Raw genomic sequence first — 15,363 nt, forward strand, 5'->3', positions numbered from 1 at the left:
TCTGCATGCGCCGTTTTTTTTGCCACGATGAAACTCAACGTTTGCGGACGGCCCGGTGGCGCACTCTTGGCTTGTGCTTCAGCTTGGGTTTTGCGGGAGCAGTCGTTCTCGCCGTTCCCTCGATGTCGGCCCAGTCGACGTGGGGCAGGCCGAGCAGGTCGTCGAACACCATCGGCATCAGTCCGCTGGGGGTCGGGCCGGTGGAGTTCCACAAGGTGACCACGCCAGCGCGATACTTCGGGAAGAAGCCGATCATGGTGCGATAGCCGGCCACGGCGCCAGCGTGATAGATCAGCGTTTCGCCGCCGTACTCATACACGCGCCAGCCCATCGCGTAGTGGGCGCCGGTGAGCCGCGCACGGCGCCAGGGCGTGGCGTGCAGTTCGCTGGGCGTGGCCACGCCTGGCGTATGCAATACATCCAGCACTGAAATCGGAAGCACGTCCGGGCGACCGCCCATCTGGGCGATCAGCCACTGCTCCATATCGCGCAGGCTGGCGTTCACGCCAGCCGCGGGCGCCACCCGGTAGTAGGTCTCGTTGGGGTCGAACGGGATCCAGCCGCGGCTGGTGGCACGATGTGGTCGTGCCCAGCTCTTGCTGGATTCAAGTGCGGCGCGGCCATAACTCGCGGTCGTCATGCCCAGCGGATAGAAGATCCGCTTGTCGACCTGGTGGTAGAAGAAGTCGCCGGTGCGTGCCAGCACCACGTCACCGATCATGCTGAAGGCGACGTTCTGGTAGCCGTAGCACTGGCCCACGCCGCAAACCATGTCGACCTCGTCCAGCTTGCGCACCAGCTCCTCGTAGGAGGTATCGCCCTCGAGCATGTTGTCGTAGGTATTTCTGGGCAAGCCGAGCCGCTGGCCCAGAATGTCGCCGACGGTTGCCTGCGCAGCAGCCTGCACGTCCTTCAGCTTGAAGTACGGGAGAACGTCCTGCAGTCGGGTATCCCAGCCCAGCTTGCCATCGTTGACCAGCAGTCCGGTGATGGCGGTGGCGAATGCCTTCGACAGCGAGGCGAGACGAAACACGGTCTGTGGCGTGACCGGATCCTTGGTGGAGGCGTCGGTGTAGCCGATGGTTCCTTCGTAGACCACCTTGCCATCTATCACCACGGCGGTCGCCAGTCCGGCGACGGCGTCGCGCTGCGCAATGCGATTGAGCCAGCGCTGATAGTCCGCGAGGGTTTGCTTGACGCGTTGCGGCGGCAGTTTTTGCGGAGCAACCCTGACGTTGGTAGGAGCTGGCGTGCTTGTCGCGGAGGCGGCTGCCGCATGGGCGCAGAGCGGCGCGCAGGCCAGCCCGAAGGCGCCTGTGAGCAGCAGGAAAATCTTCTGAAACTGCATGGTATTCTGATCAGGTTCCGGCGTGGGGATACGCCTCAGGGTGGGGAGTCTGGCTATGGGTCCGATCATTTTTCTGATTGTCGTCGTTCTGATTGTCTTGTACTTCGTGGCGATCTACAACGGACTGGTTACCTCCCGCAACGGCTACAAGAACGCCTTCGCGCAAATCGATGTGCAGTTGACGCGACGTCACGACCTGATCCCGAACCTGGTCGAGACGGCCAAGGGCTACCTTGCCCACGAACGCGGTACTCTCGAGGCCGTGGTGCAGGCACGCAACGCCGCGGTGAGCGGTCTGGCCGGCGCCAAGGCCAACCCGGGCGATCCGGCCTCGATGCAGCAACTGGCCAGCAGTGAAAATGCCTTGACACAAACCCTGGGTCATTTGTTCGCGTTGCAGGAAGCCTATCCGGACCTCAAGGCGAACCAGACCATGATGCAGTTGTCCGAAGAGCTCACTTCCACCGAAAACCGCGTGGCCTTCGCGCGGCAGGCGTACAACGACGCCGTGCTGACCTACAACAACAAGCGCGAAGTGTTTCCCGCTTCGTTCGTGGCCAACAGCTTCGGCTTCGCCGCGGCCGAGCCGCTCAAGATCGAGGATCCTGCCGTGCGTGACGTGCCGAAGGTTTCCTTCAGCTGATCGCCGTTGTGCCGTGGCCGATGCCACGGCGCATGCCCGGGAGTCTCCATGGATTTCTTTGCGCAGCAGGCTCGCGTGCGCAGCAGCAGCCGACGCCTGGTGCTGTTGTTCGTGCTGGCGGTGATCGCGATCGTGGCGGCGATCGATGCGGTGGTGTGGTTCACGCTGGGCCATCACCCGGCTGACGGCGAGCCGCTGAAGTCGAACCTGCCCTTGCTGTTCACCAGCAGCCTGGCGGTCATCGCCGGCATCGGCCTCAGTTCGATGTTCCGCATCATGAGCCTGTCCGGCGGCGGCAAGACGGTCGCCGAAAGCGTCGGCGCCGTGATCGTGCCCACCGATACCCGCGAGCCGCAGTTGCGGCAATTGCGCAACGTGATCGAGGAAGTGGCGATCGCCGCCGGCGTGCCGGTGCCGGACATCTACCTGATGGCCGAGGAACCCGGGATCAACGCGTTTGCCGCCGGCTACTCCGCCTCCGATGCCGCGGTGTGCGTGACCCGGGGCTGTCTGGATCAACTCACTCGCGACGAACTGCAGGGCGTGATCGCGCACGAATTCAGCCACGTGCTCAACGGTGACATGCGGCTGAACATCCGCCTCATGGGCCTGCTGTTCGGCATCCTGGTGCTGGCGATTGTCGGGCGTCGGGTGATCTGGTTCGGCGGTGGTCGCGGCAGCCGGCGCGGCGGCGGTGGCGGCCAGGTCGTGCTGATCGGTATGGCGCTGATCGTGGTGGGTTACATCGGCTATTTCTTCGCGCGATTGATCCAGGCCGCGGTGTCGCGTTCGCGCGAATCGCTCGCCGATGCTTCGGCGGTGCAGTTCACCCGCCAGACCGATGGCATCGCCGGTGCCTTGAAGAAGATCGCGGTGCTCGGCGAGGGCTCGCGCCTGCAAGTGGCGAACAAGCAGGAAGTGGCGCACATGCTGTTCGGCGAGGCCGGCAAGTTCAATGCGCTGTTCGCCACCCATCCGCCGCTGCTGCAACGCATTCGTGTACTGGAGCCCGGCTTCCGCGAAGAGGAGCTGATCCGGATCGGGGTGGCCATGCAGCGCGCGGCAGCGCCGCCTGCCAGCCCGCTGCCGGTGACCGCGCCGATGAGCCACGGTGGCGCGCCGGGCATCGACTTGCGGCCGGTCTCGCCGACGGTGCTGGTCGGAGCGGTGAGCGCCGCCGGTGCGGGCATGAAGCCGAATGGCGCGGCATCATTCCGGCAGGCGGCTGCGTTGCAGCAGGCGATTCCGGCGACGTTGAGCGAAGCCGTGCAGCAGCCAGAGTCGGCGCTTGCCGTCGTGCTGGCGCTGGCCGTCTCGGCGGCCGAGCCGCAGCCGTCGCAACGGCGCATCGTCGCCGATGCGTTCGGTGACGACGTGCAGGATTCGGTGCAGAACTTCGCTGGTGAACTTTCGGCGCTGTCACCGATGGCTCGTCTGCCGCTGGCCTCGCTGGCCTTTCCCGCCTTGAAGCAACTGCCGTCGGGGCGCCGGCAGACGCTGCTGGCCACGCTCGATGCGGTGGTGAACGCCGATGGCAGGGTCGATCTCAACGAATACTGCCTGGCCCGCTTGCTGCGCCTGCAATTGCTTGAAGCGGAGCAGCCGCGACGCACGCCGCTCGATGGTTCGAAAAAACTGCCCGCGTGTCGCGGCAGCGTAAGCATGGTGTGCGCCATCGTGGCGGCGGGCGGCTGTTCGGACGAGGCGGGTGCGCGTCGTGCATGGCTGCTGGCGATGCAGCAGGCCTTCCCTGGCGAGGCAATCCACTGGGCGCCGCCGCCTGTCGCCTGGCAGGCGCCGTTCGAGCGCGCGCTGGCCGACCTTGACGGCTTGCTGCCGGTCGCCAAGGAACTGCTGATCCAGAGTCTGCTGCTGGCCATCCGTGCCGACGGCCAGGTCAGCGTGGAGGAGGCCGAACTGTTGCGGGTGATTTGCGCCAGCCTGCACTGCCCGGTGCCGCCTTGGGACGGAGGACGTTAAGTTGCAACTTAACGTCCTCCGTCCCCACCCAGGAGCAATGCGCTGGCCCGCTCCGCGATCATGATGGTGGGCGCGTTGGTATTGCCGGTGGGCAGGCTCGGCATCACCGAGGCGTCGACCACGCGCAATCCCTCGATGCCGCGCACGCGCAGCTCGCTGTCGACCACCGCCGCGTCGTCCGTGCCCATGCGGCAGGTGCCCACCGGGTGATAGATGGTCTCCGCCTTGCGCCGGATGAAGTCGGTGTACTCGGCGTCGGTGCTGATGGTTCGCTCGGGAAAGACCGGTGCGCCACGGTAGGGCGCGAAGGCCTGCTGATCGAGTATCTCGCGCGATAGTCGCGCCGCCTCGATCATCATCTTCAGGTCATGGCCTTCCGGGTCGCCCAGATAGTTTGCGTGGATCGCGATCGGTTGCGCCGGATCGGCCGACTTCAGGCGCAATCGGCCGCGACTGCGCGGATGCAGATAGCAGGCGTGCAAGGTGTAGCCGTAGCCGGGCAGGCGATGGCGGCCGTGGTCGTCGAGCAGGGCCGGCACGAAGTGGAATTGCAGGTCGCAACGTTCGTCGACGGCGAAACGGCTGCGCACGAAGCCGCCGGCTTCGGCCACGTTGGAGCTGCCCGGTCCGTCGCGGTGGCGCCACCAGCGCAGACCGGTGGACAGCTCGTTGAGGTGGTCATAGCTGACCCGGCTCGGGTTGCCGTCCAGCGTGCAGATGTCCAGATGGTCCTGCAGGTTGCCGCCGACACCCGGCAAGTCGGCCGCTACGCCGATGCCGTGCTCGCGCAGATGGTCGGCTGGACCTACGCCGGACAGCATCAGCAATTGCGGCGTGTTGATCGCGCCAGCTGTGAGAATCACCTCGCCCGCCTCGACCCGCTCGGCTTCGCGCCGACCATGACGCCATTGCACGCCGACGGCGCGTCCGTGTTCGATCAGCACACGCTCGACCAGCGCGTGCGTGCGCACCTGCAGGTTGGCGCGCCCGCGTACCGGTTTCAGGAACGCCGCCGCCGTCGAGCAGCGCGCGCCGTCGCGCTGGGTCACCTGGTACAGGCCGAAGCCGGCCTGGGTGGCGCCGTTGAAGTCTGCGTTGGGCGAATGGCCGGCGCTGCCGGCGGCCTCGATCAGCGCGTGTGACAACACATTGCTGTGGCGCAGATCGGACACGCCAAGCGCACCGCCGGCGCCATGCAGCGCACTGGCTCCGCGACTGTTGTCTTCACTGTGCAGGAACCAGGGAAGCACCGCGTCCCACGACCAGCGCGGATCGTCGGTAGCTGCAGCCCAGCGGTCGTAGTCGGCGGCGACACCGCGGATGTAGCACATCGCGTTGATCGAACTGGAACCGCCCAGCGTCTTGCCGCGCGGCCACCACAGCCGGCGCTGGTTGAGTGCGGGCTGCGCTTCGGTGCGGTAGTTCCAGTTGAGGCGATGGTTGTTGGCCAAACGCGCGATGCCCGCTGGCATGTGGATCAGCGGGTTCCAGTCCGTTGGACCCGCCTCCAGCAGGAGCACGCGCGTGGCCGGATTGGCGCTGAGCCGGTTGGCCAGCACGCAGCCGGCCGAACCGGCGCCGGCGATGATGTAGTCGTAGTGGTCCATCGATGGCTGCCCCGGAGTGAATGTGACCGCGTGCTAGGCTTGCCGCGCCCCACGCTGGAAGTGCGAAGTGAGTCTGGACCGTCCTGCCAATTCAAAACAAGACTCGGCGCCGATGCTGTCAGCGCTGGCGTTCTTCTTCGTGATGACTTCGTATTACATCATCCGGCCAGTCGGGAATCAGCTGAGCGGGGCAGTGGGCTCGCAGTCGCTGCCGCTGTTCTATGGTGCGGTGTTCGTGGTGATGCTGCTGCTGACGCCGGTGTTCGGCCTGCTGGTGGCGCGTTTTCCGCGCCGGCAGTTGCTTGGCTGGAGCTACAGCTTCTTCATCGCGTGCCTGCTCGCGTTTGTACCCGCGTTCATGGCGCAGGAGCGCATTGGCGCGCGCGAACTGGGCGTGGTGTTCTTCGTCTGGATCAGCGTGTTCAACCTGTTCGTGGTGTCGCTGTTCTGGAGCTTCATGGCCGACATCTTCAACAGCGGCAACGCGCGCCAGGTGTTTTCGCTGATCGCGCTGGGCGGCATGGGCGGCGCGATCTTCGGCCCGCTGGTGACCAAACTGCTGGTGCAATTGATCGGCGTGGCGCCCCTGCTGCTGGTTTCGGCGTTGGCGCTGGGATTGTCGCTGGCCTTGCTGCTGCGGCTTTCGGCCAACCATGACCGGCAGCCGGGCAGTCATGGTGAGGAGGTCATCGGGGGCTCGCTGTGGGCAGGCATCAAGGAACTGTGGTCGCGTCCGTTCCTGCGTTACATGGCCTTGCTGATGTTGTTCGGCGACGGCATCGGCACGCTGGCCTATGCGCTGGTGGCGGACTATGCGAAGGCGCATTTCACCGATACCCTGGCGCGCACGGCGTTCTACAACGACCTCGACCTGGCCACCAACCTGCTCGGTGCGCTGCTGCAGCTGAGCCTGACCCGCTGGCTGCTGATCCGCCATGGCGCCGGCTGGGGTCTGCTGCTGCCCGCGCTGGTGAACGTGCTGCTGCTGGCAGGCGTGGCCTTGATCGGCGGTGGCAATCTGCTGCTGCTTGGCTACAGCGTGCCGCTGCTGGCGGTGATGATCGTGACTACGCGTGGCTTCGCCTACGGCATGACCAAACCGGCGGTGGACGCGCTGTATACGCGGGTGCCGCGCGAGACGCGCTACAAGGGAAAGAACTTCGTCGAGACGGCGGTCTGGCGCTTCGGTGACGTGGTGGTGACCAGCGCGGTGAGCGGACTGCGGGGACTGGGCTGGGGCGTCGGCGGCCTGGCCCTGGCCGGTGTCGGCGTCGCCACGCTGGCGGCGATGGTGGCCCGGCGTGCCGGCTGGTCGCCCGACCTGGCGCCGGAAGACCACACGCCCGTGGACGCAGCTGCAAAAGCATCGGTTTGAATCGATGCTCTCCCGAATCCCGAATCCCGAATCCCGGCCTAGCTGGTGATGTATCGCTCCAGGTGTTCGATCTGTTCGGCCTGCGCATCGATCACCGCCTTGACCAGGTCGCCGATCGAGATCACGCCGATCACCCGGTCGCCTTCGACCACCGGCAGATGCCGGATGCGACTGTCGGTGCACAGACGCATGCAATCGAATACGTCGGTGTCCGGGCCCACGGTGAGCGGATTGCCGCTCATGATGTCGGACACCGCGGTCTGCGATGAGGAGCGACCCTGCAGGATGACCTTGCGGGCGTAGTCGCGCTCGGACATCACGCCGACCAGCTTTTCGCCATGCATCACCAGCAGCGCGCCGACGCGATGTTCGGCCATGTGCTTGATCGCCTCGAGCACGGGGGTTTCCGGTGCAACGCGGTAAATCGCATTGCCCTTGCCTTGCAGCAGATGTTTGACCTGACTCATGCGCGGGTCCCCATTCGGCCACGGGGCGGGCCGTCCGGGATCGAGTCTAGCGCCGCCATCTGCGGCGCGTGTAGTGAACTTGTGAAGCGGGGCGGAAACGGAAGCAACGGGATCGCCACGGTTGTTCAACGGGGCGGACGCGCGGGCGCCTGGCCGTCCACATAGCCGGGCCCGCCCAGTTGGTACATCTGCTGCTGGATCCAGTTCGTGCGGCGTTGCACGTAGGCACTGGGCCGATCCACATGCAGCCGGCGCGGGCTGGGCAATACCGCGGCCAGGCGGGCGGCCTGGGCCGGACTCAGGCGCGCTGGCGTGGTGTGGAAGTAGAGGTCGCTGGCCGCGCCGATGCCGTAAACCCCGTCGCCCAGCTCGGCGATGTTCATGTACACCTCGAGAATGCGCCGCTTCGGCCAGGTCAGCTCGATCAATACGGTGAAGTACGCCTCCAGCCCCTTGCGCACGAAGCTGCGGCCGTTCCACAGGAACAGGTTCTTGGCGGTCTGCTGACTGATCGTGCTGGCCCCGCGCAGGCGCTTGCCGTCGTCGGCCGCATCCAGTGCGCTCTGGATCGAGTCGAGGTCGAAGCCGTGGTGGTAGGGGAATTTCTGGTCCTCGCCGGCCACCATCGCCAGCGGCACCCAGCTGGATACCTGCTTCCATGGCACCCAGTGCTGGCGCAGATGGAAGTCCTTTTCGCCACGCACCAGGGCGCCGAGCTGCCGCTCCAGCATGATGGCCGAGGTCCATGGCGGCACGAAGCGCAGCACCAGCACCAGCAGCCAGCTCAGCGCCAGCCAGCCGAGCAGGAGGATGGCGATGGCTCGCAACAGGTGGCGCAGCGGGGGGCGACTGAACAGTTTGGGCATGGATGAAAGTATACGGGGCGTTGTCCTGGCGTCGTGGCGACCCCATGTCGGCCGATTGGATCAAAACGGGATCACGACTGTGGAAAACCTGCCTGGCGAAGACGTGTTGCATCGCTTCCTGCTGGAACGCGCCGGTGTGCGCGGCAGCCTGGTGCGGCTGGGACCTGCCTGGCGTGACGTGGCCAGTCGCGCGGCATACCCGCCGCCATTGCATGCGTTGCTGGGCGAGGCGCTGGCGGCCAGTGCCCTGCTGACCGGCAACATCAAGCTCGATGGCGCGCTGTCGCTCGAACTGAAAAGCTCCGGTGCGCTGCGCCTGCTGTTTGCCGAGTGCAACGATCAGGGACAGTTGCGCGGACTGGCCCGCTGGAACGAGCCCTTGCCGACGCCGCTGGCGCTGGATGCGCTGCCCGACGCGGTCATGGCAATCACCATTGGCAACCTGGATCGGGGCCAGCGCTACCAGGGCCTGGTCGATATCCGGCAGGCAGATTTGGCCGGGTCGCTGGAAGCGTATTTCGTCCACTCCGAACAGTTGCCGGCGCGCATCGTGCTCGCGGCCGATGGCGAACATGCGGTCGGGCTGATGTTGCAGAAAATGCCCAGCGAGGGCGGCGTGGATGCCGTGCATGACGAGGATGCGTGGAATCGCGTGGTCCATCTCACCGCCACCCTCGGCGTCGAAGAGCTGCTGACCAGCGCGCCGGAGGCCTTGTTGTATCGCCTCTACCACGAGGAGTCGGTGCGTCTGTTCGAGCCGCGGTCGCTGGCCTTCGGCTGCAGCTGCAGCCGCGAGCGGGTCGGTGCGATGCTGCGTTCACTGGGTCGCGACGAAGTGGAAGCGGCCTTGCTGGCACGTGACAACGAGATCGAGGTGATCTGCGAGTTCTGTGCGCAGCGCTATCACTTCGATCGGATCGACGCCGAACATCTGCTCAGTGACAGTGCCGCGCCAGCCGCGCCGGACACCGCGCAATGAAACGGCTTACGCCAGCAGCAACGGCTTTTCCACACTGAGCCAGGTACTGGCGGGCTGCGGCCGAGCGAACAGGAAGCCCTGGCCGTAGCGGCAGCCCACGCGCAGCAATGCCTGCCTCTGGGTCTCTTCCTCGATGCCTTCGGCGATCACCTTCATCTGCAGCGAGTCGGCCAGCACCTGGATGGCCCGGACCAGCGCCAGGCCCTGGGTCTCGGCATCGTCCCGGGGCAGTTCGGTGATGAAGGAACGATCGATCTTCAATGTCTCGAATGGATATTGGTGCAGATAGCTGAGCGAGGAGTAGCCGGTACCGAAATCGTCCAGTGCAATGCCCACGCCGTGGCTGCGCAGGTTTTGCAGCATCTGCTTGACCTGGGTGGGATTCTCCAGCAGCGCGTGTTCGGTCACCTCGATGCGGATGCAGCGCGTGGGCACGGCGTACTGGTCGAACAGCGCCAGCAGCCGCAGATCGAGGTCGGCCGAGCGGAAATGCCGGCCGGACACGTTGATGCTGATGAAGCCTTCCTCGCCGATCAGGCGCACCGCCTGGGTGCACACCTGCTCGAAGATCTGCCAGTCGATCGCCTCGGCGCAGCCGCATTCCTCGGCGATCAGCAGGAAATCGCCCGGTGACAGCAGGCCGCGCTCGGGGTGGTGCCAGCGCAGCAGGGCTTCGTAACCGGTGACGCGTCCGTCGGAGAGCTCCACGATCGGCTGGTAGAAGGGCTCGAATTCGTTGCGGCTGAGCGCGTGGCGCAGGTCGCTTTCCATGTCCAGCAGGGACAGCGCCTCGCGGCGCAGGCGGTCGTCGAACATCGCCGCGCGATGGCGCCCGCCGTCTTTTGCGTTGTACATCGCCGCGTCGGCGTCGCGCAGCAGTTCCTCGGGCTGGCGGTAGTGCGGGCCGGACAATGCAATGCCGATCGAGGCCGAGGTGAAGATTTCCTTGGTGCCGAGGCGGAACGGCGTCTGCAGCTCGCTGATGATCCGGTCGGCGATCAGCATCGGCTTGGCGGTGTCCACGATGCCCTCCAGCAGCACCGCGAATTCGTCGCCACCCAGGCGCGCGACCACGTCGCGCGTCTTCAGGCAGGCGCGGATCCGCCCGCCGACCTGGAACAGCAGATCGTCGCCGACCAGGTGGCCGACCGAGTCGTTGATCACCTTGAAACGATCCAGGTCGATGAACAGCACGGCGAACTGCTCGTTCGGATTGGCGACGTAGCGCTGCATCGCCTGGTCGAGCCGCTGCAGCAGCAAGGTCCGATTGGGCAGGCCGGTCAGCGAATCGTGCAGCGTCTCGTACTTCAGGCGCCGCTCGACCCGCTCCCGCTCGGCGATTTGTTCGCGCAGGTCGCGATTGGCCAGCGCCAGTGCGCGGGTGCGTTCGGTGACGCGGCGTTCGAGTCCGGCATACGCATGCTTGAGCGAGGTCGCGGCCTGTTTGCGCTGCAGTGCGTTGGCGATGTGGTAGCTGACGAAGGTCAGCAGTTCCTGGTCGCGCTCGTTGTAGGTATGTTCCGGCGAATAGCTTTGCAGCGCCAGCACGCCGGTGGCCTTGCCGTTCCAGATCAGCGGTACGCCGAGCCAGCATAACGAGCGTGCGCCGAAATGACTGATCTCGCCGAGCGCGCTGAGCCTATCGATCTCGGTCGGCGTGGCCAGCAGCGGCTTGGCGTGGCGCAACACATATTCCGTGGCGCCGCGGCCGTGCGCACGGGGCGGGCGCACGTTGTCGACCTCGTCCACCGAATACGGGAAGGTGAGCAGGTCGTTTTCCTCGTCTACCAGCGCGATATAGAAGTTGCGCGCATACAGCAGACCGCTGATCACCTGGTGCGTCGCGGCGTAGAACTTGTCGAGGCTCTCGGCGGTATTGGCCAGTTCGGCGATCCGGAACAGGGCAGCCTGCAGCCGCTCGCCGCGCTGCCGCTGCAGCACTTGCTGGCGCAGCACGCGGTTCGCCTCACGCAGCGCGGCGGTGCGGTCGGTGACCCGACGCCCCAGCTCGATATGTGCCTCGCGCCGTTCCAGCGCGGTCTGCACATGCTGGGCCACATAGTTGAGCAAGTCCAGGTCGTGCCGCGAATAGTGGGTGTCCGCCCGGTAGCTCTGCATCACGATACCGCCGACGACGCGACCGGCGCGCAACAGCGGCGCGCCGAGCCAGTGTTCGCAACTGGGACCAACCAGCACGAAACGGTCGCCGAACTGCTGTTTCAGCTCGTCGATGGAGCCCATCAGCGGCCGCCCTTCCTGCAGCAGGTTCCAGGTCAGGCTGTGCAGCATTTCGTGCAGCGGCAGGTTCTGGTCCGGCGGCGGCGGGTCGGTATCGGCGATGTCGACGTAATAGGGGAAACGGACCGAGTCGGTGGTAGCGTCGTACAGCACGATGTAGAAATTCTCGGCATACATCAGGCTGCTGACGATGGCGTGCAGCGAGCGCATCATCTCGGGCATGTCCTGCCCGGCACCGGCCTGTTCGGCAATCGCGTAGAGCGCTCGCTGCAACCGTTCGGCCAGCGCAAGGCGCGAAATGGCTTCGTACAGCCGACTCGTTTCGGCCAGTTGGCGCAAGCGGATGTCGGCCAGCCGCCCCAGCCATTCCAGTTGGTCACGCACGACTTCGGCCAACGGCAGCTCGACCCTTTCGAGGATCAGGGTGCGTGGAACTTGCGGGTCTTCGGCGAGGTCCAGTTGACCGGCCAGATGCGCGGCCTGCTCGTCCCGGCGGCGCCAGCGCAGATGGCCCTGGACGCCGAAACTGGTCAGGGTCAGCTCGCAAATCTCCATCACGGCAGCCGCGTCCGTCGCTTCGAACAGGCGTTCCACCGCCGCATGCAAGGCCGCAGGATCCCGCGCCACCGGAGGTGACGATGCGGGACGGATCGTCGGTGTGGCGCTCATGGTGCTAAGGCTGCTTCCGGGACGACCTGGCTGAACCGAGATGACACGCCTTTATATCGTGTAAGCGCGCCCGGCCGCCAGCGCCGGCGCGGGGAACCCCGCTGTCGCTGGAGGGTCGAATGACCTTGCTGACTCCGAAATGTGTGCATTGCAGCTGTTTTTCAGGGTGTTAGTAAAACGTAAAACGGGGTACACTTCGGCCCTACATGCGTTTCCTTCTCTTGAGTGAGCTATCGGTTTCCGAGCATGCGCCGCCTTTCCGTCCTCCTGCTGACCTGTTTGCTGCCGCTTGCCGCGGCGGGCCAGTCCGCGGGCGCGGACAATCAGGTGGCTGAAAGCCTGCTTGCGCAGCCGTCGGCACCGGTTTTTCAGGCCGAAGCAGGCACGCTGATGCCGTTGTGGCGGACCGCCGATGGCCACGTGCTGTCGCTGAAGACCGAGCGCAGCAGTGCAGCCGAAGCCATGGGAAGTCATTCGCCACTGGCGCTGCGGGTAGTCGACGGCTCTACCGTCATGACCACCGGCGTGGAGTACGGACTTGGCCCGCGCTTGCAGGCGCATGCCGAAGTGAGCGAGCTTTCCTGGACGCATGCCGGCCAGCGCCTGCGTGGCAGCGAAGTGGGTGCCACCTACCAGGCGGGTCGCTACAGCGTGGGCGTCAGCGTGGGCACCAACAGCGTGCCGAACGCAGGCAATGTGTTGCCGCGGGTGCTGCCGGGTGCGGCACCCGGTGTGGATGGTCTGGCCAGTTTCGACAACAGTGCACAGTTCAATGCCCGCGGCCGCCTGGCGCTGGGCAGCAAGAGCGGCATCGATCTGGGCGCCAGCGTGGGCCGCATCCATCTGCTGCCCGGCAATCTGCTCGGCGTCGATACACTGGACCAGAAGGCGCTGAGTTTCGGTGTCGACCATGGTTCGTTGAGCGGTGTGCTGACCGGCCGCACGATGCAGCCGCAGGTGGCCATTCCCGGTGACCTGAATGCCGATCGCCGCTGGAACAGCATCGATCTGGGCGTGACCTGGCGCCTGCCGTGGCGCGGCTCGTTGAGCGTTGGCGCGCAGAACCTGTGGTCGTCCGGTGCGCCAGCCAATACGCCGGCTGGCCCCGAGCCGGACCAGTCGCGCACGCCGTACGTGCAGTACCATCAGGATCTCTGAGCGGCGGGGCGCACCGCGCGAGACGTCCCATCGCAAAAACGCCGTCGCTTGCGCGACGGCGTTTTCGTTTTGGCGATCAGGGCTTGAAAGCCGTGCGGGACTGACTTGTTCAGTCCTGCCGACGCACGCGCAGGTCGCCGCTGAACGTCTCGACATTGATCTTGCCCTGGCCGGTGCCGAGGCTGGCTTCGAGCGAGCTGCCGGGGCCGTGTTCAGGCTGTGTCGGGGTGCCGAAATCGCTGCGCAAGTTGCCGCTGAAGCTGCTGGCGTGCAGGTGCGCATTCGTGTTCGCAGGAACCTGCAGTTGCACGTCGCCGCTCATGCTGTCGATGTCGATGCTGCCGCCGGCGGTCAGTCCGCCGTTCAACTGCACATTGCCCGAGACGGTGCTGAGCGTGAGCTTCTGCCACGGTCCCCCGTTGGCCTGGATCCGGCCGGAGATGGTTTGCAGCTCGACGCGATTGCCTAGTGACGGCGCCAGGATATCGCCGCTCACGGTCTGCAGGTCGGCCTGTTCGGCGTGGCCGGCTTGCTCGATGCCGCCACTGACACTGTCCACCTTCAGCGACGGGGTGCGCGCGTTGATGCGCGCCTTGCCGCTCACGGTGTTGACCTCGATGCTGCCGCCGTCCATGCCGTCGATCAGCAGCGGGGCGCTGACCACGTCGACCTCGAGCGAGGCGGCTTTGGGCACATGCAGCTCCAGCGTCGTGGCGCCCATCCTGCTGTCGCCACCCCAGTTGAACCAGCCCGAGCCGCCTTGCGGCTCGACCTTGATCTCTAGGTGGCCATTGTCGCCAGTGATCGCCAGGGGTTTGGCGCCGTCGCCGAGACGCCCGGTGACCTGCACTTCGTTGCGATCCCAGGCGATCACGTTCACCGTGCCGGCAACATTGCTGATGCTGACCCTGGCCGTCGCCGTGGCGTCGTGGCGCAACTGGATCGGCGTATCGGCCAGGGCCTGGCCGATGCAGAAGCACAGCAACAATGGAAGATAGCGGACGGTATTCATGCGTGTTCCTTCAAGTATCAGCCTGGCTGGTTGGCCAGTTGGCGAAGTTCGGTCTGTTGCTGTTCGGTGCGACCGAGCAGGCGTTGCAACGCGGGCGAGTTCGGCGCCTGCTGGATCGCCAGCAGCAGCTCCATGTGGGCGGCATCCAGCTCGATCGCGGCGCCGCTGAGGCGCGGATCAGAAGGTTTCCACGGGGAGGCATTCGAGGCGAACGTGGTGGATGCCGGGCTCGCTGGAGTCCGCGTGACATGCCAGCCGATGCCGGCGGCCAGCACCAGCGAAGCTGCCAGCACGACACCGAACAGCCAGCGTCGACGCTGCGGCGGTTGGCGCGCATCTGCTGCCCCGTTGTGGTGCCCTGTTTCATCCAGCGCCGCTTCGATGCCGGCCCAGAGATCGCGTGGCGGCAGCCGTGGCTGGCGCAGTTCGCGCATCTGTCGGCGCCATTCGAATTCATTCATGAGTGTTCTCCCAGTGCCTTGCGCAGCAGGCCGCGCGCACGATGCAGTTGTGCTTTCGACGTGCCGACCGCCATGCCCAGTTCGCTGCCGATTTCCTCGTGTTTCCAGCCTTCGACGTCGTGCAGTACCAGCACCGCACGCGCCCGTGGCGGCAACTTGCCGATGGCATGCTCCAGTTCCTCACGCTCGGCTGAGCAGAAAGGTGTCGTGCCGGCGTCCGGCAGTTGATCCTCATCCACCATGCTGACCGGGTCGGCGCCACGGGCGCGGATGTCCATCAAGGCCAAGTTCACCGCGAGCCGGTAAAGCCAGGTGCCAAACGCGCTCTCATGACGGAAGCCGGGAAGTTTCTGCCAGGCGCGCACGAACGCGTCCTGGGTCAGGTCCTCGGCGCGGGCGTGGTCGTAGCCGGCAAGCCGGTAGACCGCGCCATGCACGCGACCGACGTGCAGCCGGTACAGCCGCTGGAACGCGTGGCGGTCGCCGGCGGCGGCCGCGCGCACGTCATCAGTGTCGTTGATTCCCGCTGACGCAGGCGACATCGTGCTTCCGGAGGCAGG

Annotated in this window: 13 protein-coding genes; 5 read left to right on the forward strand and 8 right to left on the reverse strand. The window is 65.8% G+C overall.

Annotated elements, in window-relative coordinates; all coding sequences use genetic code 11:
* Window positions 1-34: 34 nt before the first annotated feature.
* A complete protein-coding gene (locus ACQGNJ_RS06225; RefSeq protein ID WP_426688372.1) occupies window positions 35-1,348 on the reverse strand; it encodes a serine hydrolase domain-containing protein in 1,314 nt (437 codons plus the stop codon).
* Between the two features lie 55 nt (window positions 1,349-1,403).
* Between ACQGNJ_RS06225 and ACQGNJ_RS06230 the strand changes: the two genes are divergently transcribed.
* Together ACQGNJ_RS06230 and ACQGNJ_RS06235 are read left to right on the forward strand one after the other, a co-directional pair.
* Window positions 1,404-1,991, forward strand: a complete 588-nt coding sequence (locus ACQGNJ_RS06230) for a LemA family protein (RefSeq protein ID WP_426688373.1) — start codon at window positions 1,404-1,406, stop codon at window positions 1,989-1,991.
* Window positions 1,992-2,039: 48 nt separating this feature from the next.
* The gene (locus tag ACQGNJ_RS06235; RefSeq protein WP_426688374.1) at window positions 2,040-3,971 is read left to right on the forward strand and encodes a M48 family metallopeptidase; all 1,932 of its coding nucleotides are present in this window, start codon (window positions 2,040-2,042) and stop codon (window positions 3,969-3,971) included.
* Between the two features lie 8 nt (window positions 3,972-3,979).
* Here the strand turns inward: ACQGNJ_RS06235 and ACQGNJ_RS06240 are convergent, their stop codons facing one another.
* Entirely contained in the window at window positions 3,980-5,578 is a 1,599-nt protein-coding gene (locus tag ACQGNJ_RS06240; protein ID WP_426688375.1) for a GMC family oxidoreductase, read from the reverse strand.
* Between the two features lie 112 nt (window positions 5,579-5,690).
* Between ACQGNJ_RS06240 and ACQGNJ_RS06245 the strand changes: the two genes are divergently transcribed.
* Window positions 5,691-6,953: an NTP/NDP exchange transporter gene (locus ACQGNJ_RS06245; protein ID WP_426688376.1), complete on the forward strand. Its 1,263-nt coding sequence runs from the start codon at window positions 5,691-5,693 to the stop codon at window positions 6,951-6,953.
* Between the two features lie 38 nt (window positions 6,954-6,991).
* Here ACQGNJ_RS06245 and ACQGNJ_RS06250 read toward each other — a convergent pair whose 3' ends face one another.
* Both ACQGNJ_RS06250 and mtgA read right to left on the reverse strand, forming a co-directional pair.
* Window positions 6,992-7,420 (reverse strand): CBS domain-containing protein, encoded by a 429-nt coding sequence (locus ACQGNJ_RS06250; protein ID WP_426688377.1) that lies wholly within the window; start codon window positions 7,418-7,420, stop codon window positions 6,992-6,994.
* Between the two features lie 125 nt (window positions 7,421-7,545).
* Window positions 7,546-8,286 (reverse strand): monofunctional biosynthetic peptidoglycan transglycosylase, encoded by a 741-nt coding sequence (gene mtgA / locus ACQGNJ_RS06255; RefSeq protein ID WP_426688378.1) that lies wholly within the window; start codon window positions 8,284-8,286, stop codon window positions 7,546-7,548.
* Between the two features lie 79 nt (window positions 8,287-8,365).
* Between mtgA and hslO the strand changes: the two genes are divergently transcribed.
* Window positions 8,366-9,265: an Hsp33 family molecular chaperone HslO gene (gene hslO / locus ACQGNJ_RS06260; RefSeq protein ID WP_426688379.1), complete on the forward strand. Its 900-nt coding sequence runs from the start codon at window positions 8,366-8,368 to the stop codon at window positions 9,263-9,265.
* 6 nt (window positions 9,266-9,271) lie between these two features.
* On the opposite strand, the gene ACQGNJ_RS06265 is transcribed toward hslO, so the two are convergent.
* The gene (locus ACQGNJ_RS06265; protein WP_426688380.1) at window positions 9,272-12,172 is read right to left on the reverse strand and encodes a bifunctional diguanylate cyclase/phosphodiesterase; all 2,901 of its coding nucleotides are present in this window, start codon (window positions 12,170-12,172) and stop codon (window positions 9,272-9,274) included.
* A 246-nt stretch (window positions 12,173-12,418) separates the two neighbouring features.
* Here ACQGNJ_RS06265 and ACQGNJ_RS06270 point away from each other — a divergent pair, with 246 nt between their 5' ends.
* On the forward strand, window positions 12,419-13,330 hold the full coding sequence (locus tag ACQGNJ_RS06270; protein ID WP_426688381.1) for a hypothetical protein: 912 nt from the start codon (window positions 12,419-12,421) through the stop codon (window positions 13,328-13,330).
* A gap of 109 nt (window positions 13,331-13,439) precedes the next feature.
* On the opposite strand, the gene ACQGNJ_RS06275 is transcribed toward ACQGNJ_RS06270, so the two are convergent.
* The 3 genes from ACQGNJ_RS06275 to ACQGNJ_RS06285 are packed head-to-tail and all read right to left on the reverse strand — an operon-like array spanning window position 13,440 to window position 15,345.
* The gene (locus ACQGNJ_RS06275; RefSeq protein ID WP_426688382.1) at window positions 13,440-14,342 is read right to left on the reverse strand and encodes a DUF4097 family beta strand repeat-containing protein; all 903 of its coding nucleotides are present in this window, start codon (window positions 14,340-14,342) and stop codon (window positions 13,440-13,442) included.
* A 17-nt stretch (window positions 14,343-14,359) separates the two neighbouring features.
* Entirely contained in the window at window positions 14,360-14,803 is a 444-nt protein-coding gene (locus ACQGNJ_RS06280; RefSeq protein ID WP_426688383.1) for a hypothetical protein, read from the reverse strand.
* Window positions 14,800-15,345, reverse strand: a complete 546-nt coding sequence (locus tag ACQGNJ_RS06285) for an RNA polymerase sigma factor (RefSeq protein WP_426688384.1) — start codon at window positions 15,343-15,345, stop codon at window positions 14,800-14,802. The genes ACQGNJ_RS06280 and ACQGNJ_RS06285 overlap by 4 nt, the downstream gene beginning before the upstream one ends.
* Window positions 15,346-15,363 lie beyond the last annotated feature (18 nt).

Origin of the sequence: Rhodanobacter ginsengiterrae, assembly GCF_050026815.1 — a bacterium.
GTDB classification, from domain to species: domain Bacteria; phylum Pseudomonadota; class Gammaproteobacteria; order Xanthomonadales; family Rhodanobacteraceae; genus Rhodanobacter; species Rhodanobacter ginsengiterrae.